Source organism: Peribacillus sp. TH16 (assembly GCF_016651095.1).
Classification (GTDB): Bacteria; Bacillota; Bacilli; order Bacillales; family DSM-1321; genus Peribacillus; species Peribacillus butanolivorans.
On the sequence record NZ_JAEKEM010000009.1, the window covers coordinates 244,136 to 263,991 of the forward strand.

At 36.2% G+C, this 19,856-nt stretch carries 19 protein-coding genes and 4 pseudogenes; 4 read left to right on the plus strand and 19 right to left on the minus strand.

Features of this window, described 5'->3' with window-relative positions; translation table 11 throughout:
* Positions 1-6 precede the first annotated feature (6 nt).
* The 10 genes from JFV29_RS15230 to JFV29_RS15270 all read right to left on the minus strand — a co-directional run bounded on the left by JFV29_RS15230 (position 7) and on the right by JFV29_RS15270 (position 9,557).
* Positions 7-912 (minus strand): ROK family protein, encoded by a 906-nt coding sequence (locus JFV29_RS15230; protein WP_201184990.1) that lies wholly within the window; start codon positions 910-912, stop codon positions 7-9.
* 380 nt (positions 913-1,292) lie between these two features.
* Positions 1,293-2,051 carry a carbohydrate ABC transporter permease gene (locus tag JFV29_RS15235; RefSeq protein WP_201187862.1) on the minus strand — a complete coding sequence of 253 codons (759 nt, stop codon included), beginning with the start codon at positions 2,049-2,051 and terminating at the stop codon, positions 1,293-1,295.
* An 89-nt stretch (positions 2,052-2,140) separates the two neighbouring features.
* Positions 2,141-3,061: a carbohydrate ABC transporter permease gene (locus JFV29_RS15240; RefSeq protein ID WP_342366593.1), complete on the minus strand. Its 921-nt coding sequence runs from the start codon at positions 3,059-3,061 to the stop codon at positions 2,141-2,143.
* An 83-nt stretch (positions 3,062-3,144) separates the two neighbouring features.
* Positions 3,145-4,389 carry an extracellular solute-binding protein gene (locus tag JFV29_RS15245; protein WP_201187866.1) on the minus strand — a complete coding sequence of 415 codons (1,245 nt, stop codon included), beginning with the start codon at positions 4,387-4,389 and terminating at the stop codon, positions 3,145-3,147.
* A 357-nt stretch (positions 4,390-4,746) separates the two neighbouring features.
* Positions 4,747-6,021 (minus strand): Gfo/Idh/MocA family protein, encoded by a 1,275-nt coding sequence (locus JFV29_RS15250; RefSeq protein ID WP_201184993.1) that lies wholly within the window; start codon positions 6,019-6,021, stop codon positions 4,747-4,749.
* An 84-nt stretch (positions 6,022-6,105) separates the two neighbouring features.
* Positions 6,106-6,633 (minus strand): substrate-binding domain-containing protein, encoded by a 528-nt coding sequence (locus JFV29_RS30590; protein WP_242486893.1) that lies wholly within the window; start codon positions 6,631-6,633, stop codon positions 6,106-6,108.
* Positions 6,634-6,668: 35 nt separating this feature from the next.
* Complete coding sequence (locus tag JFV29_RS30595) at positions 6,669-7,154, minus strand: LacI family DNA-binding transcriptional regulator (protein WP_342366304.1); 486 nt, start codon at positions 7,152-7,154, stop codon at positions 6,669-6,671.
* A 401-nt stretch (positions 7,155-7,555) separates the two neighbouring features.
* Entirely contained in the window at positions 7,556-8,308 is a 753-nt protein-coding gene (locus JFV29_RS31155) for a GntR family transcriptional regulator (RefSeq protein ID WP_274606976.1), read from the minus strand.
* A gap of 820 nt (positions 8,309-9,128) precedes the next feature.
* The gene (locus JFV29_RS30610) at positions 9,129-9,260 is read right to left on the minus strand and encodes a DUF6254 family protein (protein ID WP_242486894.1); all 132 of its coding nucleotides are present in this window, start codon (positions 9,258-9,260) and stop codon (positions 9,129-9,131) included.
* Positions 9,261-9,374: 114 nt separating this feature from the next.
* A complete protein-coding gene (locus tag JFV29_RS15270; protein ID WP_056524041.1) occupies positions 9,375-9,557 on the minus strand; it encodes a hypothetical protein in 183 nt (60 codons plus the stop codon).
* A 158-nt stretch (positions 9,558-9,715) separates the two neighbouring features.
* Between JFV29_RS15270 and JFV29_RS15275 the strand changes: the two genes are divergently transcribed.
* Complete coding sequence (locus tag JFV29_RS15275) at positions 9,716-9,985, plus strand: hypothetical protein (RefSeq protein WP_207205216.1); 270 nt, start codon at positions 9,716-9,718, stop codon at positions 9,983-9,985.
* Positions 9,986-10,347: 362 nt separating this feature from the next.
* On the opposite strand, the gene JFV29_RS15280 is transcribed toward JFV29_RS15275, so the two are convergent.
* From JFV29_RS15280 to JFV29_RS15290, 3 genes and pseudogenes are all read right to left on the minus strand, one after another.
* Complete coding sequence (locus tag JFV29_RS15280) at positions 10,348-11,067, minus strand: DUF4386 domain-containing protein (protein WP_201184998.1); 720 nt, start codon at positions 11,065-11,067, stop codon at positions 10,348-10,350.
* 200 nt (positions 11,068-11,267) lie between these two features.
* Positions 11,268-12,008: pseudogene (locus JFV29_RS15285) on the minus strand (VCBS repeat-containing protein).
* Between the two features lie 606 nt (positions 12,009-12,614).
* Complete coding sequence (locus JFV29_RS15290) at positions 12,615-12,833, minus strand: hypothetical protein (protein ID WP_201185001.1); 219 nt, start codon at positions 12,831-12,833, stop codon at positions 12,615-12,617.
* Positions 12,834-13,275: 442 nt separating this feature from the next.
* Here JFV29_RS15290 and JFV29_RS15295 point away from each other — a divergent pair.
* The 3 genes and pseudogenes from JFV29_RS15295 to JFV29_RS31430 all read left to right on the plus strand — a co-directional run bounded on the left by JFV29_RS15295 (position 13,276) and on the right by JFV29_RS31430 (position 14,888).
* Positions 13,276-14,214, plus strand: a pseudogene (locus JFV29_RS15295) (IS110 family transposase).
* Positions 14,215-14,219: 5 nt separating this feature from the next.
* A complete protein-coding gene (locus JFV29_RS30615; protein ID WP_242486895.1) occupies positions 14,220-14,498 on the plus strand; it encodes a hypothetical protein in 279 nt (92 codons plus the stop codon).
* 204 nt (positions 14,499-14,702) lie between these two features.
* Positions 14,703-14,888 carry a hypothetical protein gene (locus JFV29_RS31430; RefSeq protein WP_342366564.1) on the plus strand — a complete coding sequence of 62 codons (186 nt, stop codon included), beginning with the start codon at positions 14,703-14,705 and terminating at the stop codon, positions 14,886-14,888.
* Positions 14,889-15,156: 268 nt separating this feature from the next.
* On the opposite strand, the gene JFV29_RS15305 is transcribed toward JFV29_RS31430, so the two are convergent.
* From JFV29_RS15305 to JFV29_RS15330, 6 genes and pseudogenes are all read right to left on the minus strand, one after another.
* Positions 15,157-15,450, minus strand: coding sequence for an antibiotic biosynthesis monooxygenase family protein (locus tag JFV29_RS15305; protein ID WP_201185003.1), 294 nt, complete (start codon positions 15,448-15,450; stop codon positions 15,157-15,159).
* A gap of 274 nt (positions 15,451-15,724) precedes the next feature.
* Positions 15,725-16,465, minus strand: a complete 741-nt coding sequence (gene map / locus JFV29_RS15310) for a type I methionyl aminopeptidase (RefSeq protein ID WP_201185005.1) — start codon at positions 16,463-16,465, stop codon at positions 15,725-15,727.
* Between the two features lie 247 nt (positions 16,466-16,712).
* Positions 16,713-18,045: pseudogene (locus tag JFV29_RS15315) on the minus strand (IS3 family transposase).
* 102 nt (positions 18,046-18,147) lie between these two features.
* Positions 18,148-18,771 (minus strand): FMN-binding negative transcriptional regulator, encoded by a 624-nt coding sequence (locus tag JFV29_RS15320; RefSeq protein WP_201185006.1) that lies wholly within the window; start codon positions 18,769-18,771, stop codon positions 18,148-18,150.
* A 23-nt stretch (positions 18,772-18,794) separates the two neighbouring features.
* Positions 18,795-19,312: pseudogene (locus tag JFV29_RS15325) on the minus strand (GNAT family N-acetyltransferase).
* 21 nt (positions 19,313-19,333) lie between these two features.
* Positions 19,334-19,786: a MarR family winged helix-turn-helix transcriptional regulator gene (locus tag JFV29_RS15330; RefSeq protein WP_098177371.1), complete on the minus strand. Its 453-nt coding sequence runs from the start codon at positions 19,784-19,786 to the stop codon at positions 19,334-19,336.
* Positions 19,787-19,856 lie beyond the last annotated feature (70 nt).

The following is a 19,856-nucleotide window of genomic DNA, read 5'->3' on the forward strand; positions in this document are numbered from 1 at the left end:
CTTTTTTTATAATCTCTCGAATACTCGCAATCCTGCACCAACGACGCCATTGTCTTGCTTCAATGTGCTGATGCTCATTTGGCCTAAAATATGGTGTTGTTCAGGTAATTGGTAGCTTTTTAGCTTTTCTTTCATTAACTTAAGCAGAAAAGGATTGTTTACGATGACACTGCCTCCGAAAACCATTCTATGTGGATCCAATAAACAGGAAATCGTATAAAGTCCTTGAGCTAAGTTGTCAGTTACTTCTTCAATGATGGGTAGATATTCCCCAGTCCCATTTGCATAGCCTGCAAAGACTTCTTTAGTGGAAATTTTTTCAACTTGCAATTCCTTTTCTGCCAACTTTTCGATGGCAGGTCCAGCAGCCACTTTTTCCAATCGCTTATTTCCCTTATTGTCTGCCTTCGAAAGTACCGGTATCAACCCAAGTTCCCCGGCGAATCCGGCCCCCCTGAAAAATGAACCATTTTGAATGATGGAACATGAGATTCCGGTACTAATAGTCACATAGACAAATGTCTCATTCCGCTTTACCTGAGCAGCCTTCCACTCGGCAAATGCCGCCATATAGACATCATTGTCAATACTAATCTGCTCGAGTCCGAATTGCTCCCGTAAACGAGCAGTGATGGGGAACTGTTTCCACGGTAAATTATTTTGAAAAATAGCGATGCCATTTTCACAATCCACTTTACCTGGTACACCCACACCGATGCCCTCTATGTCAGCTAAGGAAAAAGATGATTTTTCAAGAACTTGTTCCACCGCTTCTATGACTCTAGCAAACATATTTTCCCGGTCTGAAGGATCACTTTTTACATCCTCGCGCTTTAGCAATTCTCCCGATTCCGTAATGATACCCGCTGCAATTTTTGTCCCTCCAATGTCAATGCCGATTGCCTTTTTCATTTTCCTGCACCTCTTATTCCTATCCATCGTCTACTTTGTGAACAAGCGATTCTCAACACTTCATAAACTTTTTCCCACTTCCACAAAGAAAATAGTCAATTCTTTCAGACTTTTTATATCCTCTTTACATAGTTGGGTTGTTGGTACAAGTTATATTTAATAAAAACTCATAGCCAAAATACTATGAGTTTTTTAAAACGTAAATTCAGTATAAAAGTGTCTACAATAAGCCTGCCTTCCAAAAACCATACTTACCATCTATACTTATTTATTTTATACCATCACTACTTGTTGGGTCAACCCAACATATTGCAATATTCTAGAAATATTTTAGATTTAGTTTAAAAGTTAGCCCTATTGAAGCATGTATATTTTTCTATTTATTTTCCGCCTGTTACTGCAATTCCTTCAATAAATTGTTTTTGCAAGATGATAAATAAAATCAGCATTGGCATTATCGCTAAAAAGGAGCCTGCCATAAGTATAGGATAGTTTGTTAAATATTGACCTTGGAGCGATGACAATCCGACAGAAAGTGTCATTGCTTCAGGAGAACTATTCACAATCATTGGCCACATCAATTCATTCCAGCTCCAAAGAGTAGTGAAAATACCCAAAGCAATCAAACCAGGTTTGGCGAGGGGAAGCATTATTTTCCAATAAATTTGGAAATGGTTACAGCCATCAAGTCTGGCTGCCTCTTCTAGTTCTTTTGGAAGCCCCATAAAGAATTGCCTTAGCAGGAACGTACCGAATGCACTAAACAGACCTGGGACTATTACCGCCTGTAATGTGTTTAACCAGCCAAGTTCCACCATAATCATATATTGCGGGAGTAAAAACACTTGGCCTGGTACCATTAATACCGATAAAGCTAACATAAACAGAATATTCCTGCCTGGAAATTCAATCCGAGCGAATGCATAGGCGGCTAACGAACACAAAAATAGCTGCCCTGCTGTCCGGACGACCGTAATTATAAAGGTATTAAACATAAATTTGAAAAAGGGCAGAAGTCCAAAAACCTCTATATAGTTCCCCCATTGGAAATCCTTCGGAATTATAACAGGCGGAACATGAATAGACTCAGCATAAGTTTTTAATGAGGTTAAGATCATCCATAAAAAAGGCATGACCATTGCCACAGATCCAACAATAAGGACGAAATGGATAAGGAATGTCTTACTTGTTACAAACTGTCTCGTTCTTTCCAATGGTTCTCCCTCCTTTAGTCATAATGAACCCATTTTTTCTGTAAGACCATTTGGATTGCAGTGATAATCAGGATTACTATTAATAATAGAACAGCGATTGCTGCTGCATATCCCTTATCGTTTAAAACGAAAGCGTGCTGATAGAATAAATAAACAACCGATTGTGTGCTTTCCAAGGCTGTACTACTTTTTCCAATCATCATGTAAATTAAATCAAACACCTGAAAAGCTCCAATTAAAGAAGTGATGCTTACAAAGAAAATAACAGGAGAGAGCAGTGGCAGTGTAATTTTAAAGAACACACTGATTGGACCCGCTCCATCCATTTCCGCTGCTTCATAATAGGACTTTGGAATTCCTTGTAGTCCGGAAAGGAAAATGACCATGTTATAACCAATTCCACTCCAGATTGCTACCACAATAATCGAATATAAGGCAATTTTCGGATCACTTACCCACTGTGGACCCTTGATCCCAAATAAAGACAAAAGATAGTTTAGCAGTCCGTAATCAGAATTATAAAGCCATTTCCAAACCATTGCGATGGCAGCAGGCATAGTAATTACGGGTAAGAAATATAATGTGCGATAAACGGATTTCCCTTTAATTTTCTGATTCAGGAGTACCGCTATTAGAATAGATAAGAAAATCCCAATTGGAACAGTAAAAATAATATAAATCCCCGTATTCTTAAACGATTTTATAAGGTTAGCATCCTCGAGCATCCGCTTATAGTTATCTAATCCCGTCCACTCATAATGACCAAATGCTCCCCATTCAGTGAAACTAAAGTAAAAGGTCTGAATGATAGGCCACAGGTAAAAAATGAACAAGCCTAACATGGTAGGAGCAATCATGACATAAGCCCAAAAGAAGTCTGAACTTTTCCTTGTCTTCGTTAAGTTAGAAACCTTAAGTTTTGTATTCGTTTTCACTTCAACCTGTAGAGGATGTTCCTTCACTGTATTCACTCCTTTTAAGGAAAGAAGAGAAGAAACATCTTCTCTTCTTCATTTTTCTATTTCTTAGATAGCGCCTCATTTGCCTTTTCTGTTAACTCTTTTACGGCATCTTCTACACTTTCTTCTTCGCTCCAAACCTTTTTAAGAACGTCCGTTTCATACTGCCATATTTCTCCTGTGCTTTTCACACTAGGCAGTGGAACAGAATAATCAACACCTTCAATAAAGGCTTGAAGATTAATATTTGGAACGGCTTGTATCCAAGCATCTTGTGTACCATTATAAGCTGGGATAACCGTCCCTGTTTTCGCAAATATCTCTGCTGCTTCTTTAGAGCCTAGGAACTGGACAAACTTCCATGCAGCATCTTTATGCTTTGTGTTAGCCGCAATAACATTGGCTAGCCCATGAATAGCAACCGCGCGCTGTTTTCCTTTTGGTACTACAGCAACATTTATATCAGGATTATTCTTATACTCTTGTACCATCCAAGGACCATCAAACATCATAGCTACTTTTCCTGAAGAGAATAATTCAGAAGCGGCTGTTTCTGTCATTTGAGCTTGTGTTGGAGATAATCCCTCCTTAATGAAACTAATATTATAATTAAGTGCATCAATGGCCTCCGGTTGATCAAAACCTACGGACTTGCCATCGTCAGAAATAATATAACCGCCATTTTGCCAAATGAAATCATAATAGCCACCTTGGTTACCCATTAATGCAGCATAGCCCCAAATACTTTTATCTTTATCTGTCAGTTTTTTAGCGACTTCCTTTAACTTATTCCAATCCCAAGTGTCATCTGGATATGGCACACCTGCTTCATCAAAAATTTTTTTGTTATACCATAAGCCTGTTGTATCAAAGTCTTTTGGAATACCAAATATTTCTCCTTTAACAGTATAAAGATCAATCAAAGATTTCGGATAATTATCTAAGCTAAGGTTTTCTTTTTTTGCAAGGTTAGTAAGTGGGAGGATTACCTTTCCTTCTGCATATTGGTCAACATGGGCACCATTCATCCACATAACATCTGGCAACGCCGCGCCAGTTGCAGCAGTTTCAAGTTTTTGGAAATACTGACCATAAGGAGTAATTTCCGTTTTCACTTTAATGTTCGGATATTTTTCGTTAAATAATTTGATAACTTCATCTATGGCAGTGACTTGCTTCTTATCCCAAAATCCATAAGTAATTTCAACCTTTCCGTCCCCTGATGCAGTGTCATCCTTACTACATCCGGCTAATCCTATTAATCCTAAAATTGCGGTTAAAAGCATTATTAGCCATTTTTTCATCATGTTACCCTTCTTTCAAATAAAGTTTAGTAGATTTCTAACAAAATACTCCTAGAACATGAATGGTTTTATGACAAGTTCCCCCATTATAGCCCTTACATTTATTTCATCCATTAAAACTTTTACTACTACATAACTGAGAAATAAGACGAATGCTGATTTGTATAACGCTTACCACCTCCACTAAATAAAATAGTCTCGGGAAATAATTTTTTTAATTTTTTAAAATACTTTAGTCATAAGACGATGGCTTTATTGTGTCAACCAGAACCCGGGATGTGAACAAACTTTCTTTATATTGAATTTACACTCCAAAGAAGATGGGAGATGGTACTTTTCTCTTAATATAGGGAACATTTATCTCTTGGTATTTTCTTCTAAACTATTAGAATAATCGTCAATATTAATGGATTGACCCTGTTTTAACCTTGACTCTTCAGCAGCAAATGCCATTAGGTGACTTCTTACTGAAGCGAATGCGGAAGAAACGCTATCTTGTTTATTTCCATTTTGAATTTCTCTCAAGAAAGTTCTAATGATGCTGTTATCTCCACCACCATGTCCACCAATGGGATTGTCAAATTTTATTACCGTTTCATGCTTGGTAAGAAAATTAAAGATCGAAATACTATTTTCCTCCATATTTCCACGTATTTCTCCTTTTGTTCCCATTATTTGAACAATACGTGTTTGCTCCTTTGTGAATCCGCACATACTAAACGTCGCTGTTGCTCCACCCTCGAATTCCATATTTACAACTTGATGATCCACCACATTATTATCTGAGCGATATACGCATTTTCCAAATGGAGTTTCATTTAATGCTTTTATGATTCCTTCATTCGTATAGTCTTCTGTAAATTTCCTTGCCCATCCTTTTCCTTCACCAAGATAATACCTTCCAGCATGAAATGGACATTCATGTTCAACAGGACAGCCGTCTAAACATCTCTTCGGCGCTCCAATTGGTGCATTATCTTCCTTAAAATGCATAAGCGAACCATATGAACTGACACGTTTACACGCCTTGCCTATCACAAAAGAAATAATATCCATATCATGACATGATTTTTGCAGAATCATCGGACTTGTTCTTTCTTTATTATTCCAATTACCACGAACAAAGCTATGCGACATATGCATCACTTCTACATTTTCATTTAATTGAAGAGATACTACCTCTCCAATTTCCCCTTTGGAAATAACCTTTTTAATCGTTGCCCAAAATTCTGTATACCTCAATACATGGCATATTGTAAGATGTCGATTATACTTTTGGGCTGCTTTTTCCATCGCTATGCATTCCATTGGATCTGGGGACATAGGTTTTTCCAACAGAACATGATAACCCAGTTCCAATGCTTTCATGGTCGGTTTAAAGTGATTGCGATCAAGTGTACATATAATAGCAATATCTGCAATTTTTCTTTCTAGATTGAATACATCTTCCCACGACTCATAACAATTTTCATTGGAAATATTATGTTCTAGTTGAAATTTAGTTCTTCTTTCTTTACACGGCTCAGCCACACCTGTGATCTTTAATTCATTAGGATAATCTAAGGCATAAGGTGCATAAGCTCTTACCCCTCTGTCACCTGCTCCGATAATTATTGCTGTCATTTGTTTCATGGTATACTCCCCTATCTTCCATTTTCCGAATGTTTTCCTGATTTACTCCAAACGTTTTCCAACAAGTTTCAAAAAAAGAACCGCTTAGGTTCGTTTAATGTTAGATGATTCCCGAAGGACTAATTCAAATGGCAATATGATTTTTATCGGAAGTTTAATTTTCCCTTCTACCATTTCCATAATGGTTTTAGCTGCAATTCTTCCCATTTCATATTTAGGGATTTCTACCGTCGACAGCTGTGGAGACGAATATTTGCCCATTTCAATATTATCGACCCCAAAGAAAGCGATATCCTCTGGAATTCTAAGTTTATTCTCTCTGACAGCTCTCATGGCAGGGATGGCCATCAAGTCACTCGCGCAAACCATTGCTGTTGGCAAATGCAATGGATCTCTTTTAATCAAACTTTTCATTTCCTCATAGCTAGTTTCCATTTTCCACTGTGTATTCTTTACCCATTCAGGTTGGATAGCTAGTCCGGCTTCTTCCATGGCATGTTGAAAACCTTTAAAACGATGTTCAGCATACATATCTTCAAAAGTTTCATTAACACCTCCACCAATAAACCCTATGTCCTTGTGACCTTGCTTAACCAAATACTGAACCACCATTTTAATAGATGCCTCGCGATCGTAGTCTACGATTGCTATATTTTTATCTGTATAAAAAAGTCCAATCCTAATAGAGGTATATTTTGTTGAATATATTCGATAATGCTATCATTAATCTTATCGATAAGAAGCAGTCCTTCAATCCCCGAATCATGTATAGTTTTAAGAAGTAGCGCCTCGTTTTCAAGTTCATCCCTGGTAATACTAATCAAGTTGTAATCATTAATTGTTAATTCATCACGAATACCTGTATAAATATTTGCAAAGTAAGGGTTAATTTCCGCTTGTTTTGGATTGGCTACCCATCCAATTTTCATTGTTCTTATGTTACTCTTTTCTTGCTTGTTAGCAACTAAATTTCGAGCATGCCGATTTGGTATATACCCTAACTCCTTAACAGCCTCCCAAATTTTCGCTTTTGTTTCCTGGTTAACATTTCGAGTCTGATCATTTTGAATTACTCTCGAAACAGTAGAAATAGAAACGCCTACATGTTCTGCAATATCCTTTAATCTTGTCACTAATAAAACACCTCTTAATTATGTACTTAAGCGCTTTCTTAAATAGGATAACAAATTTTTATCCTATTTAAGTAATACTTTTTGAATTTTTATAATGTTTTTAAGAGTAGTTTTACTTCGTTCAGCATACTCCTTTTCACTTAATAGTTAATGGGTTGTAGGTTCAACATTGATTAAAAAAAGTTTCCAAGCTCCGAGTTATTGACAGAAAATTATAACTAATACAAATATATACTTCTGCATGTTAACCTGTCAACCCAACAACTAAAAAAATAAAAAAACAAAATTTGATTCCTTTATACTGTAATATACTATTTTCTCGTATCTTTCATGTTAGCGGGTTTTGGGTATGAGTTGAACTAAAAAAACTCATAGACACAATGCTATGAGTGATTCAACCTTTACGTTAGTTCGGTGTAAAAGCGGCAGCGATCGCCCCGTACAATGGATATACAAAATTCAACAGGCATTCCATTGATATCATAGGCTGTTCGTTCAAGCAACAGTGCCGGACGGCCTTCTTCCGTTTGAAGGTACTCACTTTCTTCAGCACGAATGAGGACGGGTTCAAATGCCTCTTTTGCTTTGGTTACTACGATATTAAATTGTTGTGAAAATAAATCATATAATGAAATTTCGCCAACTTTTTTAAGTTGATCCGTATCAGAAACTACGTTTTTCGGAATGAACGATGATTCCAAAATATACGGCTCATCGTTGGCACAACGAAGGCGCTTCATTTCAATGACATTCTCATCTTCTCCAAGCAGCAACGCTTCCCTGATTTTTGCAGTTGGTTTAACTTCCTCTATTTTTAGAATGATATCTGTGGGGTTCATTCCTTTTTCTTTTAATACTTTGCTAAAGCTGTAAAACCCCATCAATGACTGTTGCAATTTTGGTTTTGCCACGAATGTACCTTTTCCTTGAATTCGGTAAAGGATGCCTTCCTGTACTAGTTCCTCAATTGCTTTTTTTGCTGTGTTCCGGCTCACACCGAATTGGTCCATTAATTGATTTTCAGATGGGATTTTATCACCAAGCGTCCAATTCCCCTCTTCAATAGAACCCTTCAGCCTCTCCATTAATTGGTGATAAAGTGGAATTACACTTTCGTGCTGCAGTGGTTTCATTAAAATAAGCCTACCTTCCATCCATACTTACATTCTTTTAACAAATTATATCATCGGCACTTATAGTGTCAACCCAACAAGTACAGATGGCTAAGGAATTGGATCTTCATTAAGCAGATATTTGAAGAGAAACAACGATAATCTTATCTGGATTGCAACCCAACTTATTATTAATCCTGATAGCCCTTTTTACAGCATCGGGCCTCTTATTGGTAAGAGAAATAAAGAAAAGCATATCACACTACAAAACATCCATAATTTTTTAAAATTATTGACAAGAAAGTTAGATTTAGCTGAATTACACTAAGAAAAAAATTTTATATATTTCACTCTATTACTTTAATGATATAAAAAATATATTGCCTAACCAATGGAGCGATTACAAAAAATATAGACTAACTCATATAGTTTGTTTAAATGCTCTATCCATCGCTGGAAATCACATTATTTCAGACAACTATAATTTTTCATCTAATCAATTGAACAATACTGAAATTTCTATGAGTTTAACCAATATTCAAAACATTGATTGGTCAAGTGAAGGAAGTTTAAAATATTTGAAAGGAGTAAGTGGCTCTAATCTCTTAGCAGCAGATATAATTACCTCATTTAAAAATTAATTGTTAAAGGTTGGTTTGATATGGAATTACCATTAATGAACTATAGGCCCGCTTGAAAGCATTCCGAACACTTGCCCGTTATGGGGGTTACTCGTAAGGTTAATCAGCTCACTAAAAAAAGAACAAACCCTGTAAAAGGAAGAGAGGGTACCCCAAGGGAGTGACCTCACTATTATGTGGGGCTCTGACCCTTTGGGATAGCCTCTCATTCTTAAACAGTTTTACTTAGTTTCAGATTCATTTTTGCCCATATCTTCAGCTAATTGTTCAAATGATCTGACCTTACCATGTGGAATCTGCGATTGTTTACGATCTTTCCATTGGCGTTCTTGTTGTCGCTTAGATTGAGTCATCTAAATAAGCTCCTTTACTTAAAGTTCAGTAAACAGTTTGAAGCATGATAAGCCTCCACCCTTTGTACTCGGTGCAGGTATCACTTATCATAAGTCGAGTCTGGCAAGTATTAATTAATGCATGCCTTTCCACTCACCTTGATTTTTAGAAGCTTTTTCTTTTTTTGCTTTATTTTTATGTGCTTGATTAGCGTTTGCACTGCCAAATTCTTGAGAGAATTCTGAATCAGTTTTGCTTGAATCAAATCCTTGTTTGTTCTTTTGGTCTGCATCATTTTTCTTTGTTCGTTTTGCCATGGATACCCCTCCTTCTTATCTTTAGTATGAGATCAGAAAGAAGAAATATACCCCGAATTAAAACCGATAGTAACTTGAATCTGTCATGTAATTCGGGTAAAAAACAAAGTGAATAATAAGTTCCAGTTCGGTTATTTTATAAGTTATTACCTACAATGTTGCCGTTTGTACATAAGATGTTTGAAATTAACTTAACACCAGAATTTCTTGACTTGGATTTCTACGAAACAATGGATACCCTAATGCACGAGATGGTTCACTTGTATAATCGGATACATGATGTTCAAGACGTTAGCATGAGTGGGACATATAAGGAATCCAAACTCATTTCCACTGCCAAAGTGTCAATCGTTGCCTGTATTAATAAGTTGCTTCATTGGATTTACGCTTTATTAAAGAGAAAAGAAACTTTCCTAGATTTAGCCTGATTAACGGTTTTGTGTAACAGAGGGAAATCCCTCCAAAAGGATTCTGGAGGGTTATTTGACATGGCCAAATAGTATATCATAAGGGAAATGAAAATTTTAGAGAAAGATATTGACATCCTATTAGCTGGTTTAGTTCTAAAAGGAATAACAAGGAGTGAGGTTTTCCTTCTGTATTCTATCTCATTTCTTGTTCAACAATCCTCCCCCGATAGTTGATAAAAGAAAAAGCTGCCTTAAAGGCAGCTCGGATCTTAAACTAACGCACCGTTAAGTTTAATAATAAGCAATCCCCGAAGTCGTCAGCTATAAAAGCAAATTCTTGCTCAACAACAGCAATTGATAGCCCTCCTTTTTTTGGATAACTATCGCCTCTGTTGAACCTTTACACCCTTAATCAAAAGCCAGAATGCTAATGAAAGCTCTCCAATCACACCGGGTACGGCTACAACCAGTAAGAATATCGTTTTGTAGTCGGTGTAGTTGGGTAGAAGAAAATGTGCAAAACTATCTATTAAATATCCAGCAGATGCAATGACCAAGAAGAACCCAATCATTCTTGGTATGTAGCCTCCTGACTTGATTATTAAATAACCAACGACAAACAAATGAAATCCAAAAAATACTAATCCAATAATCCATCCATTGTTAAAAGCATCGATTAGTAACATCACCTGAGCTTGTAACTGATTTGTTGTGAATACCGTCAAATATTCAGTACCACTTAGAAGTTGTAAAACATTCAAAAAATTATGCAAAGCGATACCAAAAATGGCGGTGTATACCAATCTAAACCACGCGGCGAGCATCGCAAGATTCTTATTAACGGGTTTGAGTAGAACATACAGTGCCCATGCTAACAGCACATCAAGAATAAGCACGATGACAAAGCTAATAAATCCACTTCTAAATAACATCTCATTAGTTATGATGTTATTAGCAGTTGTTGCTGCATCATCCGATATAATAAGACCATTAAAAACAGAAAAGTTAGAAAACATAGCAAGGATAGCCATAAGTAGAAGCCCGAACCCTGCGACTCTAGAATAATAAAGTGGTGAAGCTTCATTGTTACGGTTTGTCATTTCTAACTCCTCCTAATTTTTAACTATACATGAAGCTCTTGATACATTCGTAATTTCACAAATTCGATATGCCGATCGTTCTGACTCGAAATCAAATTCAGATATTGTAGACCGAAATTCAAATTGCGATGAAATATCGCCTATTAATCTCGTACACATGAAGAAGTTTCTTTAGATACCAAAAATAATGATTCCAGCTGCTATATTTCCCCGCCAAAGATTGCCACATTCTGCCGGTCAGGACCAAACACATGCCCGTTCCATTTCAATACGGTCTGTACAAATCCGAGTGAGTCAGCATTGTACCTCCCTGCTATCCTCTGATAGGCTTCGAGCTCATAAGTGCCGTCCTTGTTAAAATCGACCGGATATAAACCGGACAAAGGATTGACCCAGCCTTCTATCGATGCCTTCAAAATACCATTCTTATTATAAATTTCAGTTAAATATTCATTTCACTTGTAAGTAAGTTCAAGAATGTACTTTTCTTTTAGTTTATGACTAATCACAGTCGCTTTGTATTGATCTTGATAGGTCACACTGTACTTATAATCTTCATTGAATGCATCAGAATTAAAAATCTGCCTCATTTGACCGTTAATATAAGAAAATACATACGTATAAATCGTACCGGAGCTTCCTCCTGTATCCATGACTACTAAAATATCATCCACCTTGTTGTCTGTAAAATCACCAAGAAAGAGTGTGGGGTTGTATCCGAGGTTATCCTTTAAGGGGAATTGCTGATAGTGATTTGTTCGCCCATTTTGGATGACAAGAGTTATATTTTGCCATAGTGGACTATCAGGAGTTTTATTTGCTGTAAGAAGGACATTATCAATTATACCGTCTCCGTCAATATCTACCCGCTTTTCAGTTACAATTGAAGGGTTGTTCTGATTTATTTCTCTTGAAAGAAAATACTGGAGCTTCACCTTCATTTCCAGTAGCTCTTGCTTTGAAGGATACGGATTTGGGAACGACAAGGCGTTATCAATTGTTTCCAGTGCTTCGTCTGTTAATCCCACTCTTACCTGCGCATCAGCCAGAAAGAACCAATAATAAGGATCATTCGTTTCTTGTATTTTTGTTTGATAGTAATGGATCGCTTTTCTGAGATCATACATGTCCATATTCAGCCCACCTTCCTTTTTATCAATATAAAATTATATGCAGGAATTTGCGGCTATAGCCTTAAGATCTTTTTTATTGCACTATGAATGTACTACCCTAAATAAATAAAAAGCCAATCTTGCCTGATATGGTTAAAATCGCTCCGTTATTAATGATATGGTTCTCCGTAATGAATCTAAGTGTAGATGTTTATTTTTTCGCCGATAGACTTAGTGCGAATTTAAAGAAATGTCCAACAATCTGGCTCAATTGTTGAATAAAGGTCAAACAACACTCTTCAAGTATCCTGGCCCTTTAGTTCCACAAGAAAAAAAGGTTGCCGCAGCAACCCTTGTTATTGAAGTAAAGCACTGTTAGTGTAAGAAAACACAATCAGTACATAATCTGCCACAATGCAATTGCAAAAGAAAGATTTACATGCCCCTACTTAATAGGGCTTTTTCATGAATACAGGTCAGGTATTTTCGGGATACAGCATTAAAATATCCTACATCAATAATTGCTATTTCTCCTTTATTCGGGCATTGAATATGCGTCAGCTGAAGTGATTCATTGATTATGACCAAGTCAATTGCGTCCAATTCTTTTTTGCACGCCGAACATTTTACAGGTAGTAAGTTTTCTTTTTCCATTAAAGAAGCCCCCTTTTGATAATAGGTATTCTCTATGTCTAGTTGCTAATCCTACCTGTTCACATAACCGTCAAAAATCCCTTTTTCCATTACATATTAATTTTGGTGTCTACATAGCTTGATAAACTTACCTGCCCTTTTTGTTCCATAAGAAACTCCTATGGCGGCGCTCCTCGCCGCCACCATCTACCACGAAAACCTGCTCTTTACCCAAAATAAAGTCTAACCCATTAAACCCTTGACAATAATGGATGATAACAATACAACCAGGCTGAACTTTTTTTGGTGGATCTTAAGGAAGATACCCTGTATAAGAAACTGGTTGTGACAGTATTGAAGAACCATTTAGTGTACTACAAGTACGTATACAAAAAATTTTGTAACAAATCTCCTGTCATATGTATTGTTAATCTTTTATTGAGGTGATTCTCCTATGGAAGCAATGATTGAACGGTGTGCTGGCCTAGATGTACACCAAGAAACAGTAGTAGCCTGTGTATTATTTGGTCCATTAGATAAAAAGCCAAAAACCTCTATTGAAACGTTTTCAACTACAACAACGGGACTCTTGGCTTTAAGTGATTGGTTAACTACCCTTCAGGTATCCGATGTTGTGATGGAAAGTACCGGAGTCTATTGGAAACCAATATGGAATATACTTGAAGGTTCTTTTCACCTTGTTCTTGCCAATGCCAGACATGTCAAAAATGTTCCAGGGCGTTAAACTGATGTGAAAGATGCCGAATGGCTTGCCAAGCTTCTAAGATGTGGACTTATTGAAAGCAATTTTGTTCCACCGGAGGATATTCGTGATTTACGAGATCTTACTCGTTATCGAAAAAAATTGATTCATCATCGCACTTCAGAGCAGAATCGCATTCACAAAATTCTTCAAGATGCTAATATCAAGCTAACATCCGTACTATCAGACATTTTTGGTGTATCGGGACGCCGTATCCTTGAAGCGATTCTAAACGGTGAAAAAATAGAGACCGATGGTCTTCGAAAAATGGTGGATTGGCGAACAAAAGCAAGTATTACGGACATTGCCAGTGCAATTAATGGTCGTATTCGCCGTCATCATCGTGATATGTTGCGTTACCATTGGGAGCATATGAGTTATTTAGAAAAAGCCATAGAAGAATTGGAAAAACAAATCGATCAACTCCTGTCCCCCTATCGTAAGGAAGTAGAATTATTGGATGGAATACCTGGTGTGAACAAAGCTGCCGTAGCTACTTTTATTGCAGAGATGGGCGTTGATATGTCCGTATTTAAGTCAGCTAAACATCTTGCCTCTTGGGCTGGTGTGAGTCCCGGAAATTACGAAAGTGCTGGTAAAAAAAAACGAGTAAAACCACACAAGGTAACAAAGCATTAAAAACGATGGCCGTAGAGTGTGTACTGGCAACCTCAAGGCAAATTAATCGAATTGCTTCACATCGAAAAAGGATTACCAAACGACAGGGAAAAATGAAGGGCCGAATTGCTTCTGCTCATTTACTATTGACGATTGCTTACAACATCTTAAAAACAGGAGAACCCTATCATGAACTAGGCTCAAATTACCTTGAAGAAAAACAAATGAACAAAGAATTAAAAATGATCGAATACCTAAAAAAGAAAGGCTATACAATCGATCCATCAGAACAACAAACTGCATAACCAGTTAAAATAACGACATAGTACATTTACGTCCTTCAAAAAAATTAGAATTTGGTGGGCTTATTTAAGCATGGCCTTTCACTAAAGTGTTTTCATACAAAAAAAAGGTGCCAAAGCAACTCCCTTATTGAAGTAAAGCACCTGTTAGTAGAAGAGAAAAGATATAATTAAAATAGACAATGGGTCAAAAGGGAGGTAAAGAAATTGTTAAATCAAGATTTAGAGAAGATTTTAAGCAGATTTAAAGCACTCGAAACTAATGAGATTGAAATAAATTTTAAGAGCGTAGAAGAGGAAACGATCTCCGTTTCTTTTCATCTGTTTTCCAAAGATGAATTTGAAGAAGGACAACTAGGATATAGAGAAGATAGGAAGGTAACTCCTTTGTAGGCAATAACGAAGGCGATTGGAAAGAAAGTTGGTTTGTTATAGGTTACGATGAAGGTTTAGGAGACTCAATATTTGTGGATATACATAATAAAAATTATTCTATTCTGACTGCTAAACACGGCATGGGCGAATGGGAACCATCTGTATTTTATGATTCCTTAGAAGAATTCTTAAAGGATATTAAATAATCATCCGTTCGCCCATAAAAAAAGTTGTCGTAGCAACTCTTGTTCTAAAACTAAAGCACCTGTTAGTTCAAGAACAGCTATTAAAGTTTAACCTTCTCAAAATGTTCAACTGTTGGAAATGGGTCATAAAAATTATGTAATTTCTTTTTCCATTCTTGATACTCGTTGGATTGTCTAAATCCAATTGTATGGTCTTCTAATGTTTCCCACTGCACCAGTAGTAAATATTTCCCCTCAACTTCAATACAACGCTGTAATTCGTGAGATATGTACCCTTTCATTGAAGAAATAATTTCTGATGCCCCACGAAATGCTTCTTCATATTCTGCATCCAAACCTTCCTTAACTTGTAGCATAACAGCTTCCAATATCATTTAATTTCCCCCTTTTCAAAAGTATAACATTACTCTTTTTTAATGACTTTTTGTTGAACTAACCTGCCCCTTTAGCTCCATAAGAAAAGAGCTGCCACATCAACTCCCTTATTTAAGTGGGTTGATGTGGGATACACCAATCGAATCCTTCTTTTTTTAGATGCGAGTAACATTCTTTAAAAGTGTTACGAATTTATATGTTACTCCATTTTAGTTTCCTACACGGTAAGCGAACTACTTATATTTATACGAGTCTTTTCCGTCTATGCTTGAATTAAAGTGTGACAATAATCGGACCATTTTTAGTAAGGATAATCGTATGTTCCAATTGTGCTACATAGCTTTTTTCTGTAGCATAGGTCCAACCGTCTTCTTTTTGGAATACTTCTTCTTCAAAGGTTGAAATAAATGGTTCGAATGCGATAACCATCCCTTCCTTTAATATTTCATTATCCCATGGATCATTATAATTACAAATATGGTCAGGTGCTTCGTGTATTCTACGTCCAACACCATGTCCTGTAAGGTTTTTGATAACAGTGAATCCATGCTGTCTCGCTGTTTCGAATACTGCTTTTCCGATTCTGCTTTTTTTGGAACCGGGTTTTGCTTTCTTAAGACCTGCTTCAAATGCCTTTTTAGCAACGTCGCATATTTTCGTTAATACTTCTTCTCCTTCTCCTACTACAAATGAGATTCCTGTATCTGCGAAATAACCGTTCTTTGAAGCAGATATATCTATATTTACTAGATCCCCTTCATGAATAACCCGATGACCCGGAATACCATGTGCCACTTCTTCATTAAGACTAATGCAAGTATAGCCAGGAAAATCATATTCACCTTTTGGAGCTGAAACTGCACCTGCTTTTTCTAAAAGTTCTCCGGCTATATCATCAAGTTCTTTGGTCGTTATGCCAGGAATTGTTCTTTGTACCAATTCATCTCTAATGGAGGCAATAATTTTGCCAATTTCCTTCAAACCATTAAAATCTTCTTCTGTTTTTGCAATCATTTTTTTCCTACCTCATTATCTTTTATTATCAATAAACTATATAAGTATTAATTGTACCTTTATTTTCTCGAAAAATAAAAGCAATGTAAATTATTTGGTACAATACCCCTCAGCTGAATTTTTCTTCGATCAAGAAATAGACCACAAAAAGGATCTAGTACATATGACTATACTATTAATTGGATTTAGCTCCATAAGAAAAGAGCTGATCGTGAAGTGAATCCAAAAAGTTAGACACTTTATTTAATTAGGCAGCCTTGAGGGCATGAACCCGGAATTCTACCGGGCTCATGCCTTTTAATTTTACCTTGATTCGTTGATGATTGTAGTAATGGATATATTCTTCTAATTCTTGTTTGAAATTTCTTGAAGATAAAGTAACTCTGATTTTAATAGGCCAAAGAAGTTTTCTATGACCGCATTATCGAGACAATTCCCTTTACGGGACATGCTTTGTGTAATGTTATGTCTTTTCAAATCATGCGAATATTGTTTCATCTGGTAATGCCAGCCCTGATATGAATGAAGAATGGGTGAATCTTTCGATTCCAAGCGGTCAAAGGTTTTCTCCAGCGTTTTGGAAACGAGGGGATAAACAGGCCGAGATTCGACATTATAGGCGATGATTTCTCCATTAAACAGATCAAGAATGGCCGATAAGTATAGTTTCTCCCCAGCTAGATGGAATTCTGTGACGTCTGTCACCCATTTTTCATTTGAGTTTGTTGCCTTGAAATCACGTGCTAGAATGTTGGGTGCAATCTTGCCGATTTTCCCTTTGTACGAACGGTATTTCTTCATGCGAACTAAAGACTTCAATCCTAGTTCATTCATCAATCGGAGAACTGTTTTATGATTGATGCGAGCACCTCTGTTACGTAATTCTAGGGTGATACGCCGATACCCATAGCGCCCTTTATGCGTATGGAAAATCTCTTCGATAAGGGATTTCATTTCTGTGTATTTATCCTCACGCCCGAAGGCGTTTACCCAATAATAGTATGTACTCCGTGCCATGTTAGAAATGGATAGAAGCAGATTTAAATCAAATTGTTTCCTTAGTTCATGGACTACTTTCGCTTTGTCTTTCTTTGTAGGGCTTCCTTTTCTTGAACTAAGGCATTCAACTTTTTTAGATAGGCATTCTCTGCACGTAAGTATTCTAATTCGGCAAGAAGTGCTTCTTGAGAGCCTTTAGCTGGTGATGTTTTTTTGGTTTCTTTTTTCATGGATAGACGCCCCTTTTTCTTTGGTTTAAGGGCGTCTATACCTCCTTCCTTCAACTGATTTGACCATTTCAAAAGTGTAGAATCGGAAGGAAGATTATAGTGTACAGCGGTCTCGCTGATCGATGCCCCATATTCGTTCATATAATTAAGTACCTCTAGTTTAAAGGGCAGAGTGTAATTTGTATAGGATGAAGCAATTCCTTCCATCCCATGTTCTAGATAGCGAGCGACCCATCTCTTCAGAGGGGATAAACCTACATTTCTTTCTTGTGCGATGGATTTATAGGATTTTTTCCCTTTCATGTACTCTAAAACTGCATGTAATTTTTCGTCTATCGTATATTTAGTCAAAAAAACTGCACCTCCAATTGTTAGATGTTGTCTAACAATTGGGGTGCAGTTCATCGTCACAGCTCTTTAATTCTTGCATCTGAGGGTTGAATAAAAATTGTGTTATATGTGATTTTTTAATCTCTTTTCCATTAGTTCTGCCATTTGTTTCGAATTTGGATTTCCTTCATTTTGTAATTTATCAATGATGTTAATATAATCTGTTTCATTTCGGTTCTGACTTAATTTATCAGCAGCCTGAATTTCTCCCACCTTAATCTTAAATCCAACTATACCTTTCAGTTCACTTTCTAAGAGATAAGGAGAAAGTTTATCCCATAAAACAGGATTTTCACGATTTTCTTCATATTTTTCCAGCATTATTGTTAATTCTTCTATTAATTCATCTTTCTCTAAAATGCTTGCTTTACCATATACATGGACGGCTTGATAATTCCATGTTGGAACTTCTTCATGCCCATACCAAGAAGAAGAAATGTAAGCGTTCGATCCCTGAAACATTACAAGCACATCTTCACAGGTTTCAAATGTTCTCCACTGAGGATTTCCATATGCCATATGCCCAGTAATATAGTAATCATCACCTTTTTTATTTAACCCCAAAGGCAAATGAGTGGCAATTGGTTTCCCTTGTTCTGTTGTGACAATCGTGCCAAAAGAGTTTTTTTGAACAAAACCCCAAATTTCATCAACATTTTTGACCTTATAATATTTTGGAATATACATAATAATCCACCTTTCAAAAAAAGTTATATGAGTGTTTTGGTCATTATAAAGTCCATTTGTCTTTCATCACCCATATAAAAAGAGTGGGCTCCAGTTTGAACAAACCCCAGTTTCTTATAAAAAGCAATAGCATTTTCATTTTTTTCCCATACGCCTAGCCAGATTTTCTTTTTATTACGTTCCATCGCAATTTCCATAGCTTTATTTAGCAGATATTTACCAAGCCCATGTTTTTGAAATTTTTTCTTTATATAAATCCTCTCGATTTCAAGTGATTCAGCACCCATTTCTTCAGACTGAGCATCATTGGTATTGACCTTTAAATATCCAGCGACTACATTATCAAAATAAACAAAAAGAATTGCGAAGAAATATTGGATAATTCTTTTTCTAATTGTTTTAAGTTAAATGCCCTTTCCAAATAGACATTCATATTTTCGGGTGAATTCTGATGCTTAAATGTCTCATTAAATGTTTCATAACTAATTTCTTGAAGTTTGCGTGAATCTTCAAGCGTACACTTTTTTATATTTATAGTCATATATGCCGCTCCTTTATATAATCAATAATTTCTCTTGTTTCCCTTTTTTACAAATTCCCAGTCTTTTTCTATATTTTTTCTTACTCTTTGAAGAAGATTGAAAATGGTTTCTACTTCTCTTTCGGAAAATCCCTCTAATGCAACGATATTGGAATAATCATTTTCTCTTTTTATAAAAGGATAAACATTTTTCCCTTTCTCTGTTGGAAAGAGTTTTTTAATTTTTTTGTTATGTTTATCTTCTTTCTTTTCAATAAAGCCATTAATTTCAAGTTTTTTTATAGCACGAGCTGCTGTTGTTCGATCTACTTTTATCATCTCAGCTAACTTTTCTTGAATGATTCCTGGGTTTTCACAAATTCGCACAAGGTACAAATACTGCCCTTTTGTAAGGTCATATTCTTTAAATTCTATATTACTTATAGAATCTAATGCCCTTGCAATCATTCCAATTTCACGAAGAATTTCATTCATAATTAACTCCTTAGTACATATTTTTGTTGCAAATGCAATAAAAATAACATATATTAAATTTAACCTAACT

Excerpts from the sequence above, each read along its gene's own strand:
- JFV29_RS15230 (WP_201184990.1), bottom strand. The coding sequence starts at position 912 with ATGAAAAAGGCAATCGGCATTGACATTGGAGGGACAAAAATTGCAGCG.
- JFV29_RS15235 (WP_201187862.1), bottom strand. The coding sequence starts at position 2,051 with ATGGTCATGCCTTTTTTATGGATGATCTTAACCTCATTAAAAACTTAT.
- map (WP_201185005.1), bottom strand. The coding sequence starts at position 16,465 with ATGATTGCAAAAACAGAAGAAGATTTTAATGGTTTGAAGGAAATTGGC.
- JFV29_RS15270 (WP_056524041.1), bottom strand. The coding sequence starts at position 9,557 with ATGGCAAAACGAACAAAGAAAAATGATGCAGACCAAAAGAACAAACAA.
- JFV29_RS15250 (WP_201184993.1), bottom strand. The coding sequence starts at position 6,021 with ATGAAACAAATGACAGCAATAATTATCGGAGCAGGTGACAGAGGGGTA.
- JFV29_RS15320 (WP_201185006.1), bottom strand. The coding sequence starts at position 18,771 with ATGTATATTCCAAAATATTATAAGGTCAAAAATGTTGATGAAATTTGG.
- JFV29_RS30590 (WP_242486893.1), bottom strand. The coding sequence starts at position 6,633 with ATGGTGGTTCAGTATTTGGTTAAGCAAGGTCACAAGGACATAGGGTTT.
- JFV29_RS30615 (WP_242486895.1), top strand. The coding sequence starts at position 14,220 with ATGGCCGTAGAGTGTGTACTGGCAACCTCAAGGCAAATTAATCGAATT.
- JFV29_RS15245 (WP_201187866.1), bottom strand. The coding sequence starts at position 4,389 with ATGAAAAAATGGCTAATAATGCTTTTAACCGCAATTTTAGGATTAATA.
- JFV29_RS15280 (WP_201184998.1), bottom strand. The coding sequence starts at position 11,067 with ATGACAAACCGTAACAATGAAGCTTCACCACTTTATTATTCTAGAGTC.
- JFV29_RS15290 (WP_201185001.1), bottom strand. The coding sequence starts at position 12,833 with ATGGAAAAAGAAAACTTACTACCTGTAAAATGTTCGGCGTGCAAAAAA.
- JFV29_RS15305 (WP_201185003.1), bottom strand. The coding sequence starts at position 15,450 with ATGATATTGGAAGCTGTTATGCTACAAGTTAAGGAAGGTTTGGATGCA.
- JFV29_RS31155 (WP_274606976.1), bottom strand. The coding sequence starts at position 8,308 with ATGGAAGGTAGGCTTATTTTAATGAAACCACTGCAGCACGAAAGTGTA.
- JFV29_RS15330 (WP_098177371.1), bottom strand. The coding sequence starts at position 19,786 with ATGAATGAAATTCTTCGTGAAATTGGAATGATTGCAAGGGCATTAGAT.
- JFV29_RS30610 (WP_242486894.1), bottom strand. The coding sequence starts at position 9,260 with ATGACTCAATCTAAGCGACAACAAGAACGCCAATGGAAAGATCGTAAA.